Annotated in this window: 16 protein-coding genes and 3 pseudogenes; 15 read left to right on the top strand and 4 right to left on the bottom strand. The window is 69.6% G+C overall.

Features of this window, described 5'->3' with window-relative positions; genetic code table 11:
• From AWZ10_RS41055 to AWZ10_RS41030, 6 genes and pseudogenes are all read left to right on the top strand, one after another.
• Positions 1 to 297, top strand: a pseudogene (locus AWZ10_RS41055) (RpiR family transcriptional regulator); the annotation flags it as partial.
• 206 nt (positions 298 to 503) lie between these two features.
• Positions 504 to 866 carry a MazG-like family protein gene (locus AWZ10_RS41050; protein ID WP_046707886.1) on the top strand — a complete coding sequence of 121 codons (363 nt, stop codon included), beginning with the start codon at positions 504 to 506 and terminating at the stop codon, positions 864 to 866.
• Complete coding sequence (locus tag AWZ10_RS41045; protein WP_046707885.1) at positions 859 to 1395, top strand: hypothetical protein; 537 nt, start codon at positions 859 to 861, stop codon at positions 1393 to 1395. The genes AWZ10_RS41050 and AWZ10_RS41045 overlap by 8 nt, the downstream gene beginning before the upstream one ends.
• Before the next feature lie 177 nt (positions 1396 to 1572).
• Positions 1573 to 3819 carry an MMPL family transporter gene (locus tag AWZ10_RS41040; RefSeq protein ID WP_060893633.1) on the top strand — a complete coding sequence of 749 codons (2247 nt, stop codon included), beginning with the start codon at positions 1573 to 1575 and terminating at the stop codon, positions 3817 to 3819.
• 115 nt (positions 3820 to 3934) lie between these two features.
• Positions 3935 to 5200 (top strand): sensor histidine kinase, encoded by a 1266-nt coding sequence (locus AWZ10_RS41035; protein WP_060893632.1) that lies wholly within the window; start codon positions 3935 to 3937, stop codon positions 5198 to 5200.
• A 9-nt stretch (positions 5201 to 5209) separates the two neighbouring features.
• On the top strand, positions 5210 to 5899 hold the full coding sequence (locus AWZ10_RS41030; RefSeq protein WP_060893631.1) for a response regulator transcription factor: 690 nt from the start codon (positions 5210 to 5212) through the stop codon (positions 5897 to 5899).
• Positions 5900 to 6006: 107 nt separating this feature from the next.
• Here the strand turns inward: AWZ10_RS41030 and AWZ10_RS41025 are convergent, their stop codons facing one another.
• On the bottom strand, positions 6007 to 7455 hold the full coding sequence (locus AWZ10_RS41025) for a family 43 glycosylhydrolase (RefSeq protein ID WP_173531600.1): 1449 nt from the start codon (positions 7453 to 7455) through the stop codon (positions 6007 to 6009).
• Between the two features lie 37 nt (positions 7456 to 7492).
• A complete protein-coding gene (locus tag AWZ10_RS41020; protein ID WP_046707231.1) occupies positions 7493 to 8995 on the bottom strand; it encodes a family 43 glycosylhydrolase in 1503 nt (500 codons plus the stop codon).
• A 214-nt stretch (positions 8996 to 9209) separates the two neighbouring features.
• Between AWZ10_RS41020 and AWZ10_RS41015 the strand changes: the two genes are divergently transcribed.
• The gene (locus AWZ10_RS41015) at positions 9210 to 10067 is read left to right on the top strand and encodes an LLM class F420-dependent oxidoreductase (RefSeq protein ID WP_060893630.1); all 858 of its coding nucleotides are present in this window, start codon (positions 9210 to 9212) and stop codon (positions 10065 to 10067) included.
• A 71-nt stretch (positions 10068 to 10138) separates the two neighbouring features.
• On the opposite strand, the gene AWZ10_RS41010 is transcribed toward AWZ10_RS41015, so the two are convergent.
• Positions 10139 to 13501 (bottom strand): alpha-L-rhamnosidase-related protein, encoded by a 3363-nt coding sequence (locus tag AWZ10_RS41010; protein ID WP_079104647.1) that lies wholly within the window; start codon positions 13499 to 13501, stop codon positions 10139 to 10141.
• A gap of 677 nt (positions 13502 to 14178) precedes the next feature.
• Between AWZ10_RS41010 and AWZ10_RS41005 the strand changes: the two genes are divergently transcribed.
• Together AWZ10_RS41005 and AWZ10_RS49250 are read left to right on the top strand one after the other, a co-directional pair.
• Positions 14179 to 15609, top strand: a complete 1431-nt coding sequence (locus AWZ10_RS41005; protein ID WP_060893629.1) for a glycoside hydrolase family 43 protein — start codon at positions 14179 to 14181, stop codon at positions 15607 to 15609.
• A gap of 422 nt (positions 15610 to 16031) precedes the next feature.
• Positions 16032 to 16167: pseudogene (locus AWZ10_RS49250) on the top strand (VOC family protein); the annotation flags it as partial.
• An 80-nt stretch (positions 16168 to 16247) separates the two neighbouring features.
• Here AWZ10_RS49250 and AWZ10_RS40995 read toward each other — a convergent pair.
• Positions 16248 to 17480 (bottom strand): TolB family protein, encoded by a 1233-nt coding sequence (locus AWZ10_RS40995; RefSeq protein WP_060893627.1) that lies wholly within the window; start codon positions 17478 to 17480, stop codon positions 16248 to 16250.
• Between the two features lie 165 nt (positions 17481 to 17645).
• Here AWZ10_RS40995 and AWZ10_RS54645 point away from each other — a divergent pair.
• The 6 genes and pseudogenes from AWZ10_RS54645 to AWZ10_RS40975 all read left to right on the top strand — a co-directional run.
• Positions 17646 to 17879 (top strand): annotated as a pseudogene (locus AWZ10_RS54645) (maleylpyruvate isomerase N-terminal domain-containing protein); the annotation flags it as partial.
• Entirely contained in the window at positions 17852 to 18064 is a 213-nt protein-coding gene (locus AWZ10_RS40990) for a NucA/NucB deoxyribonuclease domain-containing protein (protein WP_046707227.1), read from the top strand. The pseudogene AWZ10_RS54645 and the gene AWZ10_RS40990, both read left to right, overlap by 28 nt.
• A gap of 94 nt (positions 18065 to 18158) precedes the next feature.
• Entirely contained in the window at positions 18159 to 18611 is a 453-nt protein-coding gene (locus AWZ10_RS40985; protein ID WP_060893626.1) for a hypothetical protein, read from the top strand.
• Between the two features lie 231 nt (positions 18612 to 18842).
• The gene (locus AWZ10_RS51980; protein ID WP_159058542.1) at positions 18843 to 19013 is read left to right on the top strand and encodes a hypothetical protein; all 171 of its coding nucleotides are present in this window, start codon (positions 18843 to 18845) and stop codon (positions 19011 to 19013) included.
• Between the two features lie 149 nt (positions 19014 to 19162).
• Positions 19163 to 20470: a serine/threonine-protein kinase gene (locus AWZ10_RS40980; RefSeq protein WP_060893625.1), complete on the top strand. Its 1308-nt coding sequence runs from the start codon at positions 19163 to 19165 to the stop codon at positions 20468 to 20470.
• Between the two features lie 108 nt (positions 20471 to 20578).
• Positions 20579 to 23566 (top strand): DEAD/DEAH box helicase, encoded by a 2988-nt coding sequence (locus AWZ10_RS40975; protein ID WP_060893624.1) that lies wholly within the window; start codon positions 20579 to 20581, stop codon positions 23564 to 23566.
• Position 23567 lies beyond the last annotated feature (1 nt).

Raw genomic sequence — 23567 nt, 5'->3', positions numbered from 1 at the left:
GCCGCGGCGGGCGCGAAGGTCGGCGCGACCGCGATCCACGCGCCCAACGGCTTCTTCAACGCCGAGGGCGGCTACGAGTACGCCGCGACCCTGGGCCTGGCCGCCGCCGGCCTCGCCATCACCGGCCCCGGCCGGATCTCCCTCGACCACGCGTTCCGCCATGTCTTCGACCGGGGCTGGATGGTCCCGGTGGCACTCGCCGGTACGGCCGCGGTCACGACGGTGGTCGTCGGCATGCGCAACCAGCGGGTGCGGAAGGAGAAGGAGGGCGAGCAGGAGACGCTGTTCGAGGAGTGACCCTCCCTTCCGAGGACTGGCCGCCTCCTTCGAGGACTGGCCGCCTCCTTGGAAGAGTGACCGCCTCCTTCGAGGGCTGACCGTCCCCGTCGAAGAGTGAGCGGCTCTCTCTCGGAGTTCTCTCGGGGTCTCGGGGCTCTCGAAGCTCTCGAAGCTCTTTCGAGGAGTGCCTGTCACTGTCGTAGGGGCGTGGGAGGCTGCGCCCCATGAGTGATCAGCGTGCCGAAGCCCCCGCCCCCGGCTCCCCCGACGACCTCTGGCAGTCCGTCTCCCGCCTCCACGCCTGGCTGGAGGCGGACCAGCCGTACGGCGGTCAGGAGGGCCTGCTGCTGCGGATGTTGAAGCTCCAGGAGGAGGTCGGCGAGGTCGCGCAGGCGGTCATCGGCGCGACCGGCCAGAACCCGCGCAAGGGCACCACCCACACCTGGGACGACGTCCAGTCGGAGCTGTGCGACGTGGCCGTCACGGCCCTGGTCGCCCTGCGCACCCTCACCCCGGACGCCCGCACGGTCTTCACGGCCCACCTGGCCGGGGTCACCGAACGCTCACGGGACTCCCGCCGTGGCTGACAACGCGTTCTGGATCGCCGCGCTCACCGCCGGGACGGCCGTCCTCGCGAGCTGGGTGACGAGCACGGGGACCGCGCGGGCGGCGCGCATACAGGCGGACACGACGGCGAGCGCCCAGCGGGTGGAGCGGCTGCGGCAGGCGCGGCGGACGGCGTACGCGGAGTTCATGGAGCAGGCGCAGCGGCTGAGCGATGTGCACTGGAAGGTGTCCGACGTGGTCCGGGGCGCCGGGAGCGGCGGATTCGGGCCGGAGCAGGTCGAGGAGCTGCGACGCCTGCGTGAGCGGCAGCGGGACGAGTACGCCACGCTGCGGAACCTCACCTGGGTCGTCTCGCTGGAGGGGCCCGACGAGGTCGCCGAACTCGCCAACAAGGTACGGCGGACGACGAATCCGTTCCACAAGGCGATCGAGGCGATGATCGAGGGCGACACCGGTGCCGTCGCCCGTTTTGACGCCTGCTACTCGCCGTTCTGGGACGCGCTGAAGGACTTCATCAAGGCCTCCCGCGACACCCTGCACGCCATGTAGGCCGATCGTGGGGCCTACCCCGGTCGTCAGCCGGTCATACCCCGGGTTGACCCGGTGGTCGCGTCGTACTGCGTTCTGAGTAGCCGGAACTGTCGGCAGCCGCACGACGACGTGCGGGGGCCCCGGACGGGAGTCTTGGCAGGCATCCGAGACTTCTGACGTGGAGACCTGCGACCCATGGCAACCTTCCTTCATCGGCTGGGCCGACTGGCCTTCCGCAAACGCTGGTACGTCATCCTGCTGTGGGTGGCGGTACTGGGCGCCGTAGGTGTCGGCGCCCTCAAGGCACCCGGAGCCTCCGACGAGGAGTTCTCCATGCCGGGCATCGAGTCCCAGAAGGCGTTCGACCTCCTCGAACAGCGCTTCCCCGGCGTCACGGCCGACGGTGCCACCGCCCGTGTCGTGTTCGTCGCGCCGAGCGGTGAGAAGATCACCGCCACCGAGAACAAGAAGGCCGTCGAGGACACCGTGGCCGATCTGGCGGACGGCTCGCAGGTCGCGAACGCCGTCGACCCGTTCCAGGCGCGGGCGGTGAGCAAGGACGGCTCGACGGCGTACGCGACCGTCACCTACAAGGCCGCCGCGAACAATCTCACCGATGCCAGCAGGACCCACCTGAAGAACGTGCTCCACGAGGCCCAGGACTCCGGGCTGACCGTGGAGGCGGGCGGTGACGCCGTGGCCGAGCAGGGCGGTGCGGGCGGGATGGCCGAGGTGATCGGTGTCGCCATCGCCGCCGTCGTCCTGCTGGTCACCTTCGGCTCGCTGGCCGCGGCCGGGCTGCCGCTGCTGACCGCGCTCGTCGGCGTCGGCTTCAGCATGGCCTCGATCCTCGCCCTGTCCGACGCCTTCGGCCTGTCCACCACGACCGGCACCCTCGCGATGATGCTGGGCCTCGCGGTCGGCATCGACTACGCCCTGTTCGTCGTCTCCCGCTACCGCGAGGAGCGCGCCAAGGGCCGTACGCCCGAGGAGGCGACCGCCCTCGCCACGGGCACGGCCGGATCGGCGGTCGTGTTCGCCGGACTCACCGTCGTCATCGCGCTGGCCGGGCTGTCCGTGGTCGGCATCCCGATGCTGACGAAGATGGGGCTGGCAGCCGCGGGCGCCGTGGTCGTCGCCGTAATGATCGCGCTGAGCCTGGTCCCGGCCCTCCTCGGGTTCTGGCCGAACGCCGTGCTGGGGCGCAAGGCGCGCAGGAGCGGCCGGATCGAGGAGAGCTCGGAGACCAATGGCGGCACCCGCTGGTCCCGGTTCGTGCTGCGCCGCCCCGTGCCCGTGCTGGTCCTCGGCGTCATCGGCCTGGGCGCACTCGCGGTGCCGATGACCGATCTGCAGCTGGGTATGCCCGGCGACGAGGCCAAGCCGACCTCCACCACCGAGCGCCGGGCCTACGACGCGCTCGCCGAGGGCTTCGGGCCCGGGTTCAACGGGCCGCTGACGATCGTGGTGGACGCCAAGGGTGCCGACGACGCGAAGGGCGCCGCGGCGACGATCGCGAAGGAGATCGGCGCGACCAAGGGGATCGTGTCCGTCTCCCCCGCACGCTTCAACGAGGCCGGCGACACCGCCGTCTTCTCGGCCGTGCCCGCCACCGCGCCGACCGACGAGAAGACCAAGGACCTGGTGACGGTCATCCGGGACGAGCGTCCCGGCATCGAGTCCGACACCGGGGCGACGTACGAGGTCACCGGCACCACCGCGCTGAACATCGACATCTCCGGCAAGGTGCAGTCCGCGCTGGTCCCCTACCTGCTGATCGTGGTCGGCCTGGCCGTCATCCTCCTGATGGTCGTCTTCCGCTCCCTCCTCGTCCCGCTCAAGGCGGCCGCCGGCTTCCTGCTGTCGGTGCTCGCGTCGCTCGGCGTGGTCGTGCTGGTCTTCCAGCAGGGCCACGGCGCGGAGATCCTGGGCGTGGACCAGACCGGCCCGATCATGAGCCTGATGCCGATCTTCCTGGTGGGCATCGTCTTCGGCCTGGCCATGGACTACGAGGTGTTCCTCGTCTCCCGGATGAGGGAGGCGTACGTCCACGGCGACCGGGCCGACGAGGCGATCACCACCGGCTTCCGGCACAGTGCCCGCGTGGTCGTGGCCGCCGCCCTGATCATGATCGCGGTGTTCGCCGGATTCATCGGCGAGAGCGACTCCATGATCAAGATGATCGGGTTCGGGCTGGCCTCGGCGGTCCTGTTCGACGCGTTCGTCGTCCGCATGGCGATCGTGCCCGCCGTACTCGCCCTGCTCGGCGACAAGGCGTGGTGGCTGCCGAACTGGCTGGACCGGATACTGCCCCACGTCGACGTGGAGGGTGAGGCGCTCACCCGACGCGCCGACGCGGATCCGGCCCCGGCCGGGACGGATCCGGCCGGGACGGATCCGGCATCCGCCGACCCGGCCGCACTGGAAGTGACACGCACCTGATCCACCTCCCACCCCCACCGGGGGCCGTCCGTGGCCAAGGGCACGGACGGCCCTCGGGGGCGTTCGCACCCGAAGTCGACCACCATGGTCACCAGCCCACCGACCGGAGTCACCGATGACCGTCAGCCTGGAACGGCGCTACGCCGATCGCCTGGAGGATTTCTCGGAGCGCCATCCCTTCCTCGTCGATCTGGTGCTGGCCATGACGCTGATGGGCTGCGCGACGCTCGGCAGCGCGCTCACCCTGCCCGGCGCCGAGCCGCCGGACCAGGACAAGGTCGGCGTCGCCCTCATGGGCGTGTCCTGTCTCGTCCTGCTCAAGCACCGCGCCTACCCACGCACGGCCCTCGCCGTGACCTCGGTCTGCACGGTGATCGCGATCGCGCTGGGCTATCTGCTCACCCCCCTGCTGCTGGCACCGATCATGGCGGCGCTCTACTGGCTGGCCACACTCACCGACCGGAGGACCACCCGCGCCTACGGCATCACCACCATCGTGGTGATGACGCTGGCGGCCGTGCTCTCCGACTCCATGGACCACCTCTCGCTGGTGCTGAGGACGATCGGGCCCGCTTTCTGGCTGCTGCTGCCCCTCGCCGTGGGCCGGGCGACCCAGATCCGGCGGGCCTATCTGAAGTCGGTGCAGGCCCGCGCCGAGCACGCCGAGCGCACCCGGGAGGAGGAGGCCCACCTCCGGGTCACCGAGGAGCGGATGCGTATCGCCCGCGATCTGCACGACGTGGTCGCCCACCATCTGGCCCTCGCCAACGCCCAGGCGGGCACCGCCGCGCACCTCACCCGCACCGATCCCGAGCAGGCCCATCGGATCCTCACCGACCTGACCTCCACCACGTCGGCGGCGCTGCGCGAGCTGAAGGCCACCGTGGGTGTGCTCCGCCGGCCCGACGACCCCGAGGCGCCGCTGACCCCTGCCCCCGGGCTCGACCGGCTCCCGGACCTGACGGCCGCGTGCGAGTCCGCGGGCCTCACGGTCACCGTCACCACGGAGGGCGCCCCGGGGCATCTCGACCCCGGCGTGGACCTGACCGCGTATCGGATCGTGCAGGAAGCCCTCACCAATGTCAGCAAGCACGCCGGCGTGGACGCGGCGCGCGTCCGCCTCGCGTACGAGGAGGCCCACCTGACGATCACGGTCACCGACGACGGCAGCGCCGGCACACCCCGTCCCGCCCGCGCCGCGGAACCCGGCCGTGGTTTCGGCCTCATCGGCATGCGCGAACGCGCCCAGTCCGTCGGCGGCCGCCTGAGCGCCGGTCACCGTCCCGAAGGCGGCTTCGAGGTCACCACCGACCTCCCGCTGCGCACCCGTCCCCGAACCCCCGAACCGGACGCGGAACCGACCCGAGACCAGCGGAAGTAGAACAGCGCCATGACCATTCGTGTCCTGCTCGCCGACGACCAGGCCCTCCTGCGGGCCACCTTCCGGATCCTCATCGACTCCTGCGCGGACATGGAGGTGGTCGCCGAGGCCGCCGACGGCCGGGAGGCGGTCGACCTCGTCCGCGTGCACCGCCCCGACGTGGTCCTCATGGACATCCGCATGCCCGGCACCGACGGGCTCACCGCCACGGGCGTGATCTGCGCCGACGAGGAACTGGCCGACACCCGCGTACTGATTCTCACGACCTTCGAGATCGACGAGTACGTGGCCCAGGCGCTGCGCTCCGGCGCCAGCGGCTTCCTCGGCAAGGACGTCACCGCCGATGTGCTCCTCGACGGCATCCGCACGGTGGCAGCCGGCGACGCCCTCCTGTCCCCCGCAGCCACCCGCACCCTCGTCACCCGCTTCCTCGCCGCCCCCGCCCCCGGCAGCCGCCTCGCCACCCCGGACCGGCTGACCACCCTCACCACCCGCGAACGCGAGGTCATGTCCCTCGCCGCCGAGGGCCGCTCCAACGACGAGATCGCCGAGAAGCTGTACGTCAGCCCGCTGACGGTACGGACCCATGTGCACCGGGCGATGACGAAACTGGGGGCGAGGGACAGGGCGCAACTGGTCGTGATGGCCTACCAGTCGGGGTTGGTGCAGGTGTCGCCACCGGACGAGGCGGCCGAGTAGGGGGCGCGGGGAACGCCACGATCGGCCACGACGAACTGGCAGACCGCGACGGCCCCACGCCCCCGAGGCGCGCTCCGACTCACACCCGACGTGCCGCCCTACTCCTTCTACTCCTTGTAGAAGGTGGCGTCCTGCCGGTCGAGGGTCGTGCTGACCGGCTGGGTGTAGAGCAGGTTGTCGAAGTGCCGGATGTAGCGGCCGGGGAAGTTGTACGACTCGTACGAGACCCCGGCCGCGGTGTCGGCGAGACCGGCCCGCTGGTGGAACGAGGCGTCGGCGTCGAACAGGGCCGTGCCGTTGTCCTTCTCCACCCACACCTCGTTGTTCTTGTGGCGGAGGTAGTAGCCGGGGAAGTTCGCCGACTCCAGCGAGACCGTGCCGCTGCCCGTGAGCCCGGTGACGATCCGGAACTGCGAGTCGGCGAGGTTGGTGACGTTGGCCTCCAGCTTCGCCCGGTACTCCCAGTGCCGGATGAACCTGTCCGGGAAGTTGTACGAGGAGAGGCGGACCGGGGTCGCGCCGTCGGCGACGGGGATGCCGAAGTTGGGTGTGCCGTCGGCGTTCCAGTACAGCTTCTGGTAGCGGGTGCGGCGGTTGGGGTCGTTGAGCGGGTCGCCGCTGATGTCCTTGTAGTTGCGGTCGTGGTAGACGAGGATGTCGGACTTTCCGTCCTCGGACGTGGTGAAGGTGTTGTGGCCGGGACCGTACTGGCCGGTCGCGGCGTTGCTGGTGAAGACCGGGTTCGGGGTCTTCACCCAGGAGGCCGCGTTCATCAGGTCCGCGGAGGCGGAGGCGGTCAGCAGGCCGAGGCAGTAGTTGGCGTCGGTGGCGGCGGCCGAGAAGGTCATGAAGACCTTGCCGCCCCGCTGGATGACCGCCGGGCCCTCGTTGACGGTGTGGCCGACCTTCTCCCAGGCGTTGGTGGGCCGGGAGATCATGACCGGGCTGCCTTGAATCGTCCAGGGGTTGGACATCGTCGCCAGGTAGATGTTGGTGCCGTCGCCGACCGCCGGGTCGTTCTGCGCCCAGCTCAGATAGCGGGTGCTGCCGACGGTGAAGGTCGTCGCGTCGAGCGAGAAGGTGTCGAGCGGCAGGGAGATGCGGCCCTTCTCGGTCCAGGTGCCGGTGAGCGGGTTGGCGGAGCTGGACTCCAGGACGTACGGGCGGATCTTCCAGATGTCGTTGGAGGAGCCGGCCGTGAAGTAGATGTACCACTTGCCGTCGATGAAGTGGATCTCCGGCGCCCAGATGTGGGCGCCCATCTCACCACTGGCGTGCTTGGTCCAGATGGTGGTCTCCGCGGCCGTGGACAGCCCCTGGAGGGTGGTGGCCCGCCGCATCACGATCTTGTCGTACGCCGGGACGGTGGCCGTGAAGTAGTAGTAGCCGTCGGTGTGCTTGAAGATGTGCGGGTCGGCCCGCTGCTCGGCTATCGGGTTGGTGAAGGTGACGGCCGGGGACGCGGGCGTGGCGGCCTGGGCGGGGGTGGTGACGCCGGTGAGCACGGTGAGCGCCACCGAGGCGGCCACCAGAACCCGTCTGACGAGTCGTCTCATGTCTTGTTGCGGCCCTTCGGGGTCAGGATGTGGGGGATCAGGCGGTCGTGGGGACGAGCCGCCACTGCTGGCAGTTGTTGTTGAGCCAGGACCACTGGCGTACGTCGGCACCGTTGGCGGTGGAGCAGTCGGCGACGTCCATGACCTTGCCGGTGGAGGCGTTGACGATCCGGACGTGGTCGCCGCCGAGATAGACCATGCGGAACTTCTGGCAGTTGTTGTTGAGCCAGGACCACTGCCGGATGTCGGCGCCGTCGGCGCTCGCGCACTCGGCGACGTCGGCGACCTTGCCGGTGGCGACGTTCACGAGGCGGCTGGTGTCGTCGGCGCGGTCCTCGATCCGCCACTTCTGGTTGGCCCCGCCGTTGCAGGTCCACTGGAGGATGTTGGCGCCGTCGGCGGTGCTGCCGCCGCTGACGTCCAGGCACTTGCCGCTGTTGCGGTTGACGATCGTGTACGCGGTCGGCGTGGTCGCGGTCTCACCGGAGGGGCCGGCGATGGTGGTCCCGAGGGCGACCGGGGTGCCGAAGTTCGGCGTGCCGTCGGCATTCCAGGTGAACTTCTGCGCACGGGTCGTACGCCCGTTGTCGCACCCGTCACCGGCGGCGTCATTGGCGTGGTAGACGATCCAGTTCTCGGTCCCGTCGGGCGAGGTGAAGAACCCGTTGTGACCGGGCGCGTACACACTGTTGGCGTCGCTGCGCTGGAAGACCGGCGTCTGCTTCTTCGTCCAGGAGGAGGCGAGCAGCGGGTCGGAACCGGTCAGCTCAAGCTGCCCGAGCTTGTAGTCGGGACCCCAGCAGGCGCTCGCGGAGTACACGAGGAACGTACGCCCGTTGCGGTACAGCGGCTCGGGCCCCTCGTTCACCTCCCCGCTCTGCGTCTCCCAGCTGAGCGTCGGGCTGGAGATGACGGTGAACGTGGAACTGGCGAGGGTGTACGGGTTGCTGAGCGGCGCGATGACGAGGCTCTGCTTGCTGCCGCCGGCCGAACCACTGCCGACCAGGTACAGCTTGTCGTTGTGCTTGAGCACGCTGGCGTCGATCAGCCAGCCGCCCGGGTTCAGGTTGGAGCCGGTAAAGGTGTTCTTGAAGCTGTACGGCCCCATCGGGTCGGACCCGGCGCTCTCCAGCACGTGGGTGCGCTGGTCGTCGCAGCAGGCGGACGCGCGCGGCCCGGCGGAGTAGTAGAGGTACCACTTGCCGTCGAAGAAGTGGATCTCCGGGGCCCACATGTTCCAGTTGCGGCTGCTGGTGCTGTCCGACCACACCTGCACGCTGGGCGCGGTGCTCAGCCCGGCCAGCGTGGGCGACTTCCGCATGGTCAGCTCACCGGTGAACGACGTCGTCACCAGGTAGTAGTTGCCGTTGTAGTACTCCAGCCACGGGTCGGCGCCCTTCTGTGACTTGACCGGGTTGGTGAACGGCTTGCCGTCGGCCGCGGCGGCGGGCGGCGCCGGCTGGACGGCGAGGAGTGACGCGAACAGGGCCAGCAGTGCGGCCACCGACGTCACCCAGTGACGGACTTGGATGCGAAACACGGCAAGTCCCTTCGGGGAGCGGCTCGAGAGGGGGGATATCAGGGGGAGCAAAGGGACGAGTTTGTTCGACATTACGAACATTGTGCGTAACTTCGGCCAGAAGGTAAGGGTGAGACGGGAGGGGCGTCAATGGATTCGACACGCTTATTTGTGTCAGTGGGTTCGCGGGGAGGGGTGAGGAATAGATCGCGCGGGCGCGCAGGTTGCCGTTTGCATGGTCGAACAGCACCTGGGTCGGTACGGCATCTGGAGCATCGGACTGCGGACGGAGGACCCCGCCCGGCGCGGTGAACTCGCCGAAGCAGCAGCCGAGTTGGAGGAACTCGGCTTCGGTACGGCGTGGTTGGGCGGCAGCACCGGCGTCGATCACGCCGCGCCACTCCTCCAAGCGACCTCGCGGCTCACCGTCGCCACCGGTATCCAGAGCATCTGGCAGCACGAGGCCGCCGCAACGGCCGTACGCTGCGCGGAGTTGGAGGCCGTCCACCCCGGCCGTTTCCTCCTCGGCCTGGGCGTGAGCCACGCGAAACTCACGGAGCAGTACCGGCGCCCGTACGCCGCGATGGTCGACTACCTCGACGCCCTGGACACGGCCGGAGTCCCCGCCGGCCGCCGCGTCCTCGCCGCCCTCGGCCCGCGCATGCTCCGCCTCGCCCGCGACCGCGCGGCCGGCTCCCACCCGAATCTGGTGACTCCGGAACACACGGCGGAGGCCCGCGAGACGCTGGGCGAAAGCCCGTTGCTGGCACCGGAGTTGAAAGTGATCCTGGAGACCGGCCAGGATCGCGCCCGGACGACCGCCCGCGCCCACCTCGCCTTCTACCTGGGGTTGCCGAACTACACGAACACCTTCCTCCGCCTGGGTTTCACCGACTCCGACCTCGCGGACGGAGGCAGCGACCGCCTGATCGACGCGGTGTACGCGTGGGGAGACGACGACCGGATCCGGGGGCGGGTGGACGAGTTCCATGCGGCGGGGGCGGACCATGTGGCGTTGCAGGTGATCGACGACGGTCCGGGCGACGCGCTGCCGCGCGAGGCGTGGCGACGCCTGGCCGGTCTGCTGGGCTGACCGGACGCCGGGGCGGCCCGTCCCGGCGCGTGGGTGTGCGCCAGGACGGGCCGCTGTGGCCGTGGGGCGAGCTACTTGATGCCGATCTCGGCCAGCTGCAGACGGAACTTGGTGGACTCGTCGGAGGCCGGCGTACCGAGTTTCGTCGCGGTCAGGCGCAGGTAGCGGCCGGTGGTGGAGGTGAGGGTGTAGGTCTGGGCGGCTCCGCTGGGGTTGGCCTGGCCGGTGACGGTGCGGGCGGTGGTGTAGGTGCCGGATCCGTCGGCGCGGGTCTGCAGGGTGAAGTCGGCGGGGAAGCCCGCCGAGCCGCCGCCTGCTCCGCTCGCGTCGGTGCGCGGGTGGAGGGTGACGGAGCCGATGGACCGGTCGGCTCCGAGGTCGACCTCGATCCACACGGGTGTGCCGCTGACGTCGGCGGCGGGGAAGTCGATGCTGGTGAAGCCCTTGGCACCGGCGACGCTGGTGGTGGTGCCGTTCAGGATCCGGGTCTTGCCCCAGTCGCTGTTCTCCAGCGTGTAGTTGGCCGTGACGGCCGTCGCGGCGGTGGGGACGGTGAGTTCGGCGAGCTGGAGACGGAACTTGGTGGCTTCGTCGGAGGCGGGGGTGCCGAGTTTGGTGGCCTGCAGGCGGACGTGGCGGGCGGTGGTGGTCTTGAAGCCGTACGTCTGGACCTTGCCGTCGGGGTTGGCCTGACCGGTGACGGTGCGGGCGGTGGTGTAGGTGCTGGAGCCGTCGGGGCGGGTCTGGATCGTGAAGTCGACGGGGAAGCCCGCCGTACCACCACCTGCTCCCCCGGTGTCGGTGCGGGGGAAGAGGCGTACGGCGTCCAGGTCGGTGTCGGCGCCGAGGTCGATCTCGACCCAGACGGGGGTGGCGCTGACGTCGGCGGAGGCGAAGTCGTTGCTGGTGTAGCCCCTGGCGCCGCTGACGCTGGTGAGTTTGCCGTCGGTGAGGCGGTTTCTGCCCCAGTTGGTGTTCTCCAGGCTGTTGCTGCTGGTGACCGTCCGGCCCAGGGCCAGGTTGTCCAGGCGGCCGGTGCCCGTCGCCGTGAACGTCCACGTGCCCGGCTGGACCTTGAAGTAGACGTACGAGGAGTCCTTGCCGTCGTAGCTCAGACCGCTGACGCTGCCCGTGGAGGAGCCGCCGGTGAAGACGGTGGTGCCGTTGGCCTTGATGACGGGCTGGGAGCCGCCGTAGGTGGGCACGCCGACGCGGGCGGTCGTCCCGCTCGGCGAGGTGAGCGTGAGGGTCGCCTGGGTGCCGTCGCGGGTGATGCCGAAGCGAATATCACCCTCGACGGTCGGCGTCACCGTGTTGATCTTCGTGAGGGTGCCGGTCTGCGGGATGACCTCGTAGGTTTTCCAGCCCGCGGTGGTGGGGCGGACACCTGCGGCGTAGGCGGACAGGGCGTACAGCGGGCCGCCGTTCCAGGCGTGGTTGTCGGTGCCTTCGGACTTGACCCACACCTCCCACAGGGTGTGGCAGGCGGGGTCGGCGACCTGGGCGGCGAAGCGGTTGCGCATCCGCTCCTCGGCGACGGTGGCCGCACCCATGAGGTACAGCCCTTCCAGGACGTAGAACTCGGTGTAGGGGCTGGCGTTGAGGTGGGTGCGCAGCACCTCGGTGATCGCCGGGTAGCGGCTGGGGGTGGCCAGGCCCGCGACGACGGCGAGGGCGTTGGCGCGGTCGTCGGTGTCGCCGTTGTAGGCGGGTGAGCGGTACTCGTTCTTCGTGGAGTTCCACAGCAGGGTGTCGAAGTTGGCCTTGATGCTGGCGCGCTGGGCCTGCCATCCGGCGACGTCGCCGGTGTTCCCGCTGAGGTCGGCGAGCTTGGCGGCGGTGTCCAGGGCCAGGTAGTACCAGCAGTTGTTCAGGATCCGGGTGTCGATGTTGCTGCCCCAGTCCTGCCAGTCCCAGTCCCCGGTGCGGTGGGCCACCAGACCGTCGCTGCCCAGGCTCCACAGGTCCATGTACTTTTTGACCGCCGGGTAGGCGGCGGTGACCGTGCTGGTGTCACCGGTGTAGAGGTGGAAGGTCCAGAACGACCAGATCGAGGCGAGCATCTGGTTGGGCAGTTCGGCGGTCCAGATGGTCGAGGGCATCGGGGAGTACAACACGCCGCCGGGCTCCTGCCAGGCCGCCAGCTGTGCGATGGCCTTCTTGCCCAGGGCGTGGGAGTTGGTGTCGAAGGTGTAGAAGCCTTCCTTGAGCTGGTTGACCACATCGCCCCACCACTGGGCACGCTCGCGGGTGGGACAGTCCATGTAGTTGTCCCGCATGTTGACGTACATGGTGCGGGCGGCCTTGGTCCACACGGTGTCGAGGAAGGCGTCGTTGCTGGTGAACGAGCCGTCGAAGTCGGTGTCGTAGCCGGACTCCCGGTACTTGAGGTCCACGATGGTCACGCCCGCGGGGATGATGTACCGCACGGCGGTACCGCTCATCCAGGCCAGCGCCTCGAACTCCTGGACTCCGCCGGTGCAGACGTAGGTGGCGCGGACGTTGAAGATGGTGGCCTGGTCGATGCCCACCAGGCCCTTGCCGTCGTCGTAGTGGTCGGTCTGGATACCGATCACGGTGCCGGCCGGGGCGTCGACCTTCAGGTAGGGGGTGACCTGGATGTTGGACGGCAGGGTGGCCCAGATCGCGGTGGAACCCTGGCCGGTGGCCGGGAGCGAGGCGTTGTTGGTGTAGGACTTCAGGCCCGAGTAGCGGATCTGCGGGATCGGCCGTTCGACGAGGCCGTTCCAGGGCGCGGCGCCGGCGGCGCCGAAGTCGGTGGGCGCGCTCCAGGCGCTGTCGTCGAAGCCGGAGGACTGCCAGTCGGCCATGGCGGTGGCGTTGCGGGCGTCGTAGTAGACGTTCGATTCCGGCAGCCGGAAGTTGACCTGGGTGCCGCTGGTGTTGTTCGAGTAGCCCGGGTGGACCTTGTGCTTCCAGCCGGTGTTGCTGACCACCCGGGTGGTGGTGGAACCGGTCTCGATGTCGGACTGGAACAGCAGTCCGCCCTTGCCGCTGCTGCTGTGCGAGAAGCCCTGCTTTCCGAAGTACGTGACCAGCAGCGCCACCGTGTTGCTGCCGCTGGTCAGGTACGGGGCGAGGTCGATCTCGTCGTAGTACGTGTCCGTACGGTTCGGGCCGCGCTTCAGCCCGCCCTCGAAGACCACGAGTGTGCCGTTGACCCACAGCCAGTACTTCGAGTCCGCCGCGATCTGGGTCACCGCCTTCGAGGGCGCGGAGTCCAGGGTGAACGTTCTACGGAAGGCCACCCACTGGTTCGTCGAGCTGGACGGAGCCCAGATCCACTTCGCGGTCCACGAGACCGCCGCGGACGCCGTCGGCGCCAGGCCGGGCAGGATCAGGGAACCCAGGGTGGGGGCCATGGCCACGGCTATGGCCGAGCGTAGAGCGGACCGGCGCGTTACGTCGTGCATCGCGGGCTCCTAGGAGATGTGCGGGGAGGGCGGCAAACACGTCGGCAGCGCGGACGGGGAGGAAGCGGAATTATAGGCTCCGCCCTTTTGAAACGTTTCAATAACGTGGTTGCAGGCGAGATCTTTGTCCTGTTCGCAGCGCTGTGTCAATGGTTGTGCAGTCGGATTCGCGCGAGTGTCCAGGTGCGCCCAGGGAGACCTCCGCCGCTCGGGAGGGTGGGGGGCAGAGCAGGCCTCGCCGTCACGAGCGGCCACGGACACGAGGACGGGGGCCGAACCGGCCAGTTCCATTGACGTACCCCTGACCGACATCTATCTTCTGCTCGAACTTGCGAACAATGTTCGATTTTTCGAACCATGGCCGTCAAAGGAGACGCCCGTGTTGCGCATCCGTCTCCGGCACACTCCTGATCCGGCTCCTCTGCCGGCCTTCTCGGCGGCCGCCTCCGCCGCCCACCGGCCCGCCACAGTGGCGGTGCCTCCGGTCGCCGCCACACCCCTGCGGAAACCGCGGCTTCGCGGGCGCTGACCGCGCATGACGCGACGTCCCACGGCTCGCGGGAGCGGGTCCTGCCCCACGGCTCGCGGGAGGGTCCTGCCCCAGCGGTACGGAGGCCGGGCCTCACCCTCGCCTCACTCGCACCTGATCATGGCACTCCACAGAGACAGGAACGCATATGCCCGCGGTTCTCGCTCGGCTGGCGGCGGTATTCGTCGCCGCCTGCCTGCTCTTCACAGCCCAAGTCGTGACCACACCTCAACGGGCCGCCGCCGCGGATCCGGGTTACCTGATGACGCACTTCATCGGGGAGGGGTCGACCGGTCAGCAGATGTACTTCTCGTACAGCGCGGACGGTCTGAACTGGACCGACCTCAACGGTGGCGGGATGACCCTGCGCTCCACCGTGGGCACACGAGGGGTGCGTGACCCCGCCCTGGTCCGCTCACCCGACGGCAGCAAGTACTGGATCATCGCCACCGACCTGTGCATCGACTGCGGGCAGACGTGGAGTCAGTCCATCAACGACGGCAGCCGCAACCTCGTGGTGTGGGAGTCGACGGACCTGGTCACCTGGTCGGCGCCGTGGCTGCTCAACGTCGCGGGCGCGATCCCCGACGGGCGCAACGCCTGGGCGCCGGAAGCCATCTGGGATCCGGCCAGTAACGACTACGTCCTGTACTGGGCGACGAACAAGCCCCTCAACGGCGCGACAAAGCACCGCATCTACTACGCCCACACCACGAACTTCCGCACGACCACCACCCCGCAGATCTACATCGAGCGCCCCGGCACCCAGGAAATCATCGACACCCAGATCGTCGAGGTCCCCTCCGGGATCGGCAACTACCGCTACGTACGGGCCTCCGGCGACGGCCAGATCACCCTCGAAGGCAGCAACTCGATCCTCGGCACCTGGACCAACCTCGGCAACCTCTCCGGCATCGGCCTGACCGGCTCCCAGGTCGAGGGCCCGATGTGGATGAAGTTCCGCGACCGCAACGAGTGGACCCTCTACCTCGACCAGTACGCGGCCGGAAAGGGCTACATGCCGGTCACCACGACCAACCCGTCCGCCTCCGGCACCTACAAGCTCCCGACCTCGGGAACCTACTCCCTGGGCGGAACGAAGAAGCGCCACGGCTCCATCCTGAACCTGACGGCCGCCGAGGACGCCCGGATCCAGGCCCGCTGGGCCAACGTCCCGGGCAAGCGACTGCAGTCCTTCAACTACCAGGACCGCTACGTCCGCCACGCCAACTTCGACGTACGCATCGACCAGAACGTCACCAACGAGGACGCCAAGTTCCGGCCGCGGCCCGGCCTGACCGGCACCGGCACCGTCTCCTTCGAGTCGGTCAACTTCCCCGGCTACTACCTGCGGCACGACGGAGCCGACTTCCAGCTCGTCTACAACGACGGCACCCCCCAGTTCGCCGCGGACGCCACCTTCCGCCAGGTCGCCGGGCTCGCCGACTCGTCATGGTCGTCCTTCCAGTCCTACAACCACCCCGACCGCTACATCCGCCACTACGCCTACCAGCTGAAGCTCGAAACGATCACCAACGCGACAGGCCGCAGCGACGCCACCTTCCGTCTGACGAACTGACCTGCCGGGCCTGCCGGGCCTGCCGGACCTGCCGGCGCCCTCGGGCGACGCCCCACCAGATGTCATTCGGGGGGACGTGGCACCTCCGCGGAGGTGCCACGTCCCCCTGAATGCACGGCATCAATGCATGGCATCAATGCACAGCACCAATGCGCGGTGTCAATGCACGGCAATCTCCCCCTGGTCGGCAGCCGCCTCCTTCGGCACCGGGCCGGGCGCCACCTGGTCCGGGGCCACCCCGGTCTGGAGCGGCGCCCCGACCGCGTGGACCGACCGCGTGGACCGACCGCGTGGACCGACTACACGTTCCAGCGCAGCTTCGTCATCAACGCCACATACGCAGGCGTCACCTTCCGCGCCCAGAACACCAGCAACTACTACCTGTGGCAGTTCAAGAGCAACGGCGAGAACACCATCGCCCTCTGCCCGGGTTCCGTACGGAGGGCGGCATCGCCGAAATCGGGGGGGCTACCCGAGCAGGGGGCGCGGGGCGAGCCCGCGGCCTGGTTCCGGGACAGTGAGGGGAATCTGCTGGGGGTGGGGGAGCCGGTGGTCTGAACGGAGTCATCCGAAGATCCGAAGGGAAGGCGTGCGGGGGCGGCTCTCACGGACCGACCCCGCGTCCTCCACCCGGTGGCTCAGCGCAGGGTGCGGACGAACACATCCCCGATCAGGTTCGTGTCCTCGGGCACCAGGCCGGGGTAGTACGAGTCGAAGACGGCCGTGGACTCGTCCGCGCTCAGCGCCGCCCTCCCCACGGTGAGGGGGTTGCCGTCCTGCCCCGGTGACAGCAACTCCTCCTGCCCGGTGCACAGATCCCGCAGGATCAGCCCGAGCGATGCGCGGTTCGCGTCCGCCGTGTTGAGCAGCAGCTTCGAACCGTTCACCGACAGGTCCGACACCTGAGTGAGATCACCGGGTTCGTGACCGTCGTACCGCTGGAGCGTGCCCGTGCGCAGATCACGGACGAAGGCGTTCCACGCCGTGCTGGTGTTCCCGTTGGGATCGGCCCCGGGGACCAGATTGGTGGCCACCGAGTTGAACCCCACCTTGGAGCCGTCGGCGCTCAGTACGGGACCGATCGCCGACTTGTCCGCCGCCGCCCCGTCATGGGTGGCGTCGGCCTGCACGGTACGCCCGCTCTTCCGGTCATAGACCAGGATGTCGCCCTGGTCGTCGGCGGACGGCCCGGAGTAGCCCTCCAGATAGGCGACCTTGCGCCCGTCGGCACTCATCGAGATCTGATCGCACCGATGGAAGTTCTTGGAACCGTCGGACTCCCGGCTGACCCGCCACACCTCCTGCGTCCGTCGATCCACCAGCATGACCCGGCAGGCGAACGCCCCGTTCGGGTCGACGGCGGGCCGGGCGACGAAGGCGACGTACCGCCCGTTCCCGCTGATCGGCGCGATGCCGTACGACACCTGGTAACCGTCGTCCATGGCGGGCGCCAGCCGCTGCCTGTCCCCCGTGCTCAGGTCCATGACATGCACGGAGGAGGTGGCGGTCGTAGCCGCATACGAGCCGAAGGTCAGATACCGCCCGGACTCGGACAGCTGCGGAGTCGAGGTCGTCTCCCCCGGTACGGCGACGCGCCGCAACGGCTCCCCGGGCCCGGTCCGGTAGTACACGCTGTTCCGCACGTCCGTGCCGGGCCCCAGGTTGGTTGCCGACGACACGAAGGCCACGACACGCCCGTCCGCGCTGACGACGGGGTCGGTGGAGTGGCCGTTGCCGCCGGCGGTGCCGTCGGGGGCCACGCTGATCCGCTCGGTCCTCGCCCCGAGGCCCGGCGCCTCGTCCACGTCGGCCGCCTGCGCGGGCCAGACGGGAGTCACGACGGCAGCCACCAGAACGGCGTTCACCAGCATGCGTAAGGACGGTCTCATCAACTCGGCTCCCCCTTCGACCAGGGACGACCCCAGCCGCCCCGGGCACCCCATCGCCCCGGCCCGGCGCAGAGGACTCACGAGGTGGTGCAGGCGATGAAAGCGTGTGACCGGCGAAGGGTCAATGCATGGAACTACCTTGTTGAGGTGGACCTGTTCGCATCTTCCTGGGCAGCGTTGCGCACGGCGGTCGCCGGCCTCGCGGACGAGGACTTCGAGCGACCGTAGGGCTGCGCCGGCCGGCTCGTGAGAGACCTTGTCTGCCACCGGGTCATCGACGCGCAGGACGTCCTGATCACCCTGGCGACCCCCGCCGACGGGGACCCCACAGCCGACGCGACGCGTAGTGGACCGTGGACCCCAACGACGACGGCACCAAGCCCTCCTGTGACGAGTACCCGTATGCCGAGACCACACAGGGCGGCAACACTTACAACCCGCCCAACCGGGCCATCAAGTGGGTGCCGCTGAAGGAGAACCGCACGCAGGGCGGCATCATCCGCACCTTCTTCGGCCGCTACCACATCCTGCCCGGAGACAAGTTCTACGTGCAGGCCGGCGCGTAGACACCGCCGACCGACCCGACACCGGCAGGCCCTTCACGCCCCCTGGGCGTGGGGGGCCTGCCCCCGTGCCGAACGCAGCGAAGGAAGACGATCCATGCCCGAGATCCTGCCGGTGGACGAGTACACCGGGATGGCGACCCTGAGCCACGCCTTCTACGTCATCGGAACGGGAGAACCCGACGGCATCGCCCTGCCGTCCACGGACTCCCGCACCCGCGTGACCGCCACCGACAGCAGGAGTTGCCTCACCGTCACCGCAGGATCGAACGAGTGGGAACCAGTCAAGATCAGCTTCCTCGTCTACGACCGGGAACCCGAGCCGCTGCCGGGTGAATGCACCCACACCGAGACGTTCACGTGCACCGCGACCGACGCCCCGGCCGACTTCACCACCGGCACCGACTCCGACGACATGTTCGAGGACCCCCTGCCGCCGGAGCATCTCTTCAACCGGCCCGGCCTGGAGCCCCCTTACCACTGGAACGGTCGCCTTCTCGTGGCCGCGTACGAGGTGGAGGAACACGTGTTGCAGTTCTGGCCCGCGTAGGTGTCGCTCAACGCCGGTGAGCCGCGTCCGTTGCTGATGCGGGTGGTGTCGGTGGGGCCAACGGGGCGGCCGGGCTTGGTAGTCGTGCCGAACAGGGGCGCTCTGGTGGCGTAGCGTGACGAGTGGTGACGTGCCGACGCGGCCTGCTGTATGCGTGCGGTGGGTGCGGGTACGAGGCGTGCGGCATGACGGCATCCCTGTGTCGCCGTTGGGCCAGGGAGGCGGTGTTCGATGACTGAGCGTACGGCTGCGGTGGTGGGACCGGACGAGCCGGCCCTGTCGGGCGAGGGCGGTGGAGGGGCCGTGAGTCCCGCGGGCGGCGGAGAGGGCGGCAACGGTGACGGACGTCGGCCGGCGACCCGAGCCGACGCAGGCTCCGCCCACTTCTCCCCCGATCACTGAGCCTGACACCGGTACGGCCGACGAAGAGTGACCCGCCAGGCGTCCACCGCTTGGAACCTTCCATCCTCTCCTCGCGAGGGGTGGTCTAGCGTGACGCTGAATGTCTGTCCCGACTGCTCGCCCTGATCGCCTTGATTGTGAGGCCCCACGTGCACATCGCGCCCCTCAGCCCCGACGATCCCTCCGAGCTTGGTGGATATGAGTTGCTCGGGCGGATCGGGCAGGGCGGAATGGGCCAGGTGTATCTGGGTGAGTCGCCGGGCGGGGAACCGGCCGCCGTGAAGGTGATCAAGCCGTCCATCGTGGACTCCGAGACCCGGCAGAGGTTCGCGCAGGAGGTGGAGATCCTCAAGACGATCTGGGGAGCTCGGATCGCCGCCCTCCTGGACGCCGACCCGGAGGCGGACCCGCCGTGGCTGGCCACCGAGTACGTCGAGGGGCTGGACCTCAGCAGGCATGTGGCCAGTCACGGCCCGCTGGACGCCCTGCTGACCGCCTCGCTGGGTGCGACGCTCGCTGAGGCGCTGGCGACGGTGCACAAGCAGGGTCTGCTGCACCGTGATCTGAAGCCGGCGAATGTTCTCCTCGGCCCCAACGGACCGAAGGTGATCGACTTTGGGCTCGCGGTGTTCGCGGAGTCCAGCGTGTCACTGACCGCGGCGAACACGGTGGTAGGTACGCCCTCCTGCATGCCGCCCGAGCAGGCGAACGGCGAGAAGCCGCTGACCCCTGCGGTCGATGTGTACGCACTGGGCGCCGTGCTGCTGTTCGCCTCCTCGGGGCATGCCCCCTACCGGGCCGACAACATCCACCTCCTGTTCCACCAGGTCGTCGACGCCTCGATCGCGCCCGACCTCTCGGGAGCGCCCGAGGAGCTGGTGTCGTTGCTGACAGCGATGCTGGCCCACCGTCCCCAGGACCGGCCCGCGCTCGACGACGTCGTACGGCGGTGCCGGGCGCTGATCGAGGCGCGGGGGCTCAAGGTCGCCCAGGCGAGGCGCAGGCTCACGAGCTTCACGGCCGCTCCGGCCCACGTCCTGGACGACCTGCTCTCCGTGCACCGCCCTGCCGCGCCGGGAGCGACGGATCGGGCGCGTACCGGGACGGCCGACGCTCCGGCCGGTCGAACCGACGCTCCGCCGACGCCACCGGCCCCAGCGCCCCCTGCGACGGATCCGCGTCTGCTGTTCGCCCGGATCGACACCCCCACCCCGCCGCCCGCCGACCGTTCGACCGACACCACGACGGCCGGGACGCGGCCGGCGGACGATGCGGTGGTGAAGCCGGACCGCGGCCGGCCCTCGCCCCGCCCGGCGCCGCGAAGCAACGCGGGCAACACGGGCAGCGGCGGCGGTGGCAGCAGCAGCACCCAACGCCGCTCACTACGGCATTCCGCACAGGCCAGGATCACCGCGCAGCGGCTGCGCGAGGCATACGCGGCGAGTAGCCCCTTCTGACCCCGCACCTCCTGGCCCGTACGCCCCTGTGACCCGCGATAATGGGCGGGCCCTGAAGGGTGCCCGACCGTGTACGACGTACGACCGAACCGCCTCAGGAGGCCACGGGTGACCGCCGTCCAGACCAGTGCGGAGCAGAGCGGCGCCACGACCGGCCAGGAGCGGCACCACGACCAGTACCCGGCCGGTGCCCAGGTGGTCGTGCGGGACGAGGAGTGGCTGGTCAGAAGCTCGATGCCGACGGCCGACGACGGCACCCGGATCGAGGTCGTCGGGGTGTCGGAGTTCGTCCGCGACCAGGAGGCCGTGTTCTTCTCCGGCCTGGACCGCATCGAGCTGCTCGACCCTCGTGAGACGACTCTCGTCATGGACGACTCCCCGAACTACCGCCGCTCACGGCTGTTCCTGGAGGCGGTCCTGCGACGCACCGCGCTGCCCCAGTCGGAGCGCCGGCTCGCCCTGGCCGACTCGTTCCTGATGGACCCGCTGCCGTATCAGCGGCGCCCCGCCGAGCTGGCCCTGTCCGGCGCCAACCTCCGCCCGCGACTGCTGATCGCGGACGTGGTGGGCCTCGGCAAGACCCTGGAGATCGGTCTGACGCTGGCCGAGCTGATCCGTCGCGGCCGGGGCGAACGCATCCTGGTCGTCACCCCGCAGCACGTGCTGGAGCAGTTCCAGCACGAGCTGTGGACGCGGTTCGCGATCCCGCTGGTGCGGCTGGACTCGGTCGGCATCGAGCGGATCCAGCGGGAGATCCCGGCCGGCCGCAACCCCTTCACCTCGTTCAAGCGGGTCATCGTCTCCATCGACACCCTGAAGAACACCGACCAGTACCGGCACCATCTGGAGCAGATCCGCTGGGACGCGGTCGTCATCGACGAGTCGCACAACCTGATCAACCGCGGCTCCCTGCGCAACCAGCTCGCGCGCACCCTCGCCCCCCGCACCGACGCCCTGATCCTGGCGTCGGCGACCCCGCACAACGGCGACGCGAAATCCTTCGCCGAGCTGATCGGCCTCCTTGACCCGGTGGCGATCCGGGACCCGGAGAACTACCGCGCGGCCGACATCGAGCACCTCTTCATCCGCCGGACGAAGATCAGCCCCGAGGTACGCGAGCAGATGAAGGGCCAGTGGGCGAACCGCGGCCCCTCCCACTCCGTGCGCTGCCCGGCCACCCCCGCCGAGGAGAAGATCTTCGAGGAGCTGGCCGCCGTCTGGTTGCCCGGTGACGGGGGCACCTCGGTGAGTTCGGTGCCCCTCTTCCCGTACACGCTGCTGAAGTCGTTCCTGTCCTCCCACGCGGCGCTGCGGGCCACGGTCTCCGCACGGATCAGGACCCTGGAGAAGAAGGACGACCCGCGCGCCACCGCGGCCGAACTGGCGGCCCTCTACCGGCTGTCGGAGCTGGCCGCCGACCTGGCCGAGTCGGATTCGGCGAAGTTCGCCGCCCTGGTGCGCCAGCTTCGCAAGGAGATCGGTGTCGGGCCCGGGTCGGACGAACGGGTCGTGGTGTTCTCCGAGCGCGTGCAGACCCTGGAGTGGCTGGCCGAGGTGCTGCCCGCGGCCCTGGGCTTCAAGGGCCGGGCCGCCCGTGACTGCGTCCGGATCATGCACGGCGGTCTCTCCGACGAGCAACAGATGGCCTGTGTCGAGGAGTTCGGCCTGGCCGACACGCCCGTACGGGTCCTGGTGACCGGTGACGTGGCCTCCGAGGGCGTCAACCTGCACCGCCAGTGCCACCAGTTGGTGCACTACGACGTGCCGTGGTCGCTGATCCGTATCGAACAGCGCAACGGCCGTATCGACCGGTACGGGCAGGCCAGTCCCCCGGAGTTCCGCGCGCTGATCCTGACCAGCGAGGTCGAGGGCGCCAAGGACGACACGGTGGTCGCCGAGCGGCTGCTGGAACGCGAGGACCAGGCCCACCGGTCCCTGGGCACGGCGGAGGCGGTGACCGGCCTGTACCGGGCGGAGGCGGAGGAGAAGTCCCTCATCCAGGATCTGCTGCGCGGCCGGACCGTGGACGAGTCCCTGGACACCCGCCGCTCCGGCGCGGACGGCGAGGACGCGGGCCTGGACGACTTCCTCGCGGACTTCTTCGGCCCGGTCGGCGAGGAGGCGCCACCGGCGGGCCCCGTGGACACGGACGGCCCCGCTCCCAGTACGCAGTCGTCGGGCGGCCGGGCAGCCGCGAGCCCCGTGCTCCCCCGGCTCTTCGACTCCACCGCCCACTTCTTGGACGACGCGCTGCGCGAGGTCTACCCGGACGCCCGCGAGCGGCTGGACCTGGACCGCGACCAGCAGTCGGGACTGCTCTCGTTCCGCCCGCCGACGGAACTCGTCCACCGTCTCAAGGCGCTCCCCCTGGACTACCTGCGCGAGCAGCGACTGCGCGAGCGCGTGCTCGTGACGTTCAACCGCCGCCTCGCCGAACACTCCCTCCAGCGGGCCCGGGAGTCGTCCACGTCGAGCTGGCCGGAGATCTCCCTGCTGACGGACCTGCACCCGGTCGTCGAGTGGCTCACCGACAAGGTCCTCGTCGGAATGGGCCGCCAGGAGGCCCCGATGATCACCGCAAACGTGGGCGAGCCCATCTATCTCGTCCAGGGCGTGTACTCGAACAAGCTGGGCAGGCCCACGGTCGTGAAGTGGATGGGGGTCACCTGGCTGGAGGGACGCAAGGAAGGCCTGGTCGACGACGACATGGTGGCGCTGCTGCGCCGCTGCGGTGTCGGCCCCACCATGGCGAACAAGCTCCGCTACCGCGACCCCGAGCCGCTGCGCAAGGCCCTCCCCAGGGTGCTGGAGACCGCCGAGGCGTTCCTCAACACACACCGCGACGCCTGGGACGAACCGCTGCGCGAGCCCATCGAGCAGTACAAGCGACGGCTCGGCACCTGGCAGCAGGCCACCCTCGCCGGGGAGCGCACGAAGGAGCGCCTCGCCGATCTCGCCGACTCCCTGCTGACAACCGGCCGGCCGCTGCTGCGGGTCCTCGCGGTGCTCGTGCCAGACCCGGACCGCAAGGACGGCGACGGCGGCCCGCCGCTCGTCTCCCTCACCGCCCCGGCCGCGTCCCCGTCCCGGTTCTGAG

This window comes from Streptomyces europaeiscabiei, assembly GCF_001550375.1.
In the GTDB taxonomy this organism is placed as follows: domain Bacteria; phylum Actinomycetota; class Actinomycetes; order Streptomycetales; family Streptomycetaceae; genus Streptomyces; species Streptomyces europaeiscabiei.
Note: the sequence above shows the minus strand (reverse complement) of the source record. Positions and strands in the feature narration are given on the sequence as shown.

Bases quoted from the DNA above. Each gene is read 5' to 3' on its own strand.
- AWZ10_RS41050 (WP_046707886.1), top strand. From the start codon at position 504: ATGAGTGATCAGCGTGCCGAAGCCCCCGCCCCCGGCTCCCCCGACGAC.
- AWZ10_RS41040 (WP_060893633.1), top strand. From the start codon at position 1,573: ATGGCAACCTTCCTTCATCGGCTGGGCCGACTGGCCTTCCGCAAACGC.
- AWZ10_RS41035 (WP_060893632.1), top strand. From the start codon at position 3,935: ATGACCGTCAGCCTGGAACGGCGCTACGCCGATCGCCTGGAGGATTTC.
- AWZ10_RS41030 (WP_060893631.1), top strand. From the start codon at position 5,210: ATGACCATTCGTGTCCTGCTCGCCGACGACCAGGCCCTCCTGCGGGCC.
- AWZ10_RS41025 (WP_173531600.1), bottom strand. From the start codon at position 7,455: ATGAGACGACTCGTCAGACGGGTTCTGGTGGCCGCCTCGGTGGCGCTC.
- AWZ10_RS41015 (WP_060893630.1), top strand. From the start codon at position 9,210: ATGGTCGAACAGCACCTGGGTCGGTACGGCATCTGGAGCATCGGACTG.
- AWZ10_RS41010 (WP_079104647.1), bottom strand. From the start codon at position 13,501: ATGCACGACGTAACGCGCCGGTCCGCTCTACGCTCGGCCATAGCCGTG.
- AWZ10_RS41005 (WP_060893629.1), top strand. From the start codon at position 14,179: ATGCCCGCGGTTCTCGCTCGGCTGGCGGCGGTATTCGTCGCCGCCTGC.
- AWZ10_RS40995 (WP_060893627.1), bottom strand. From the start codon at position 17,480: ATGCTGGTGAACGCCGTTCTGGTGGCTGCCGTCGTGACTCCCGTCTGG.
- AWZ10_RS40985 (WP_060893626.1), top strand. From the start codon at position 18,159: ATGCCCGAGATCCTGCCGGTGGACGAGTACACCGGGATGGCGACCCTG.
- AWZ10_RS51980 (WP_159058542.1), top strand. From the start codon at position 18,843: ATGACTGAGCGTACGGCTGCGGTGGTGGGACCGGACGAGCCGGCCCTG.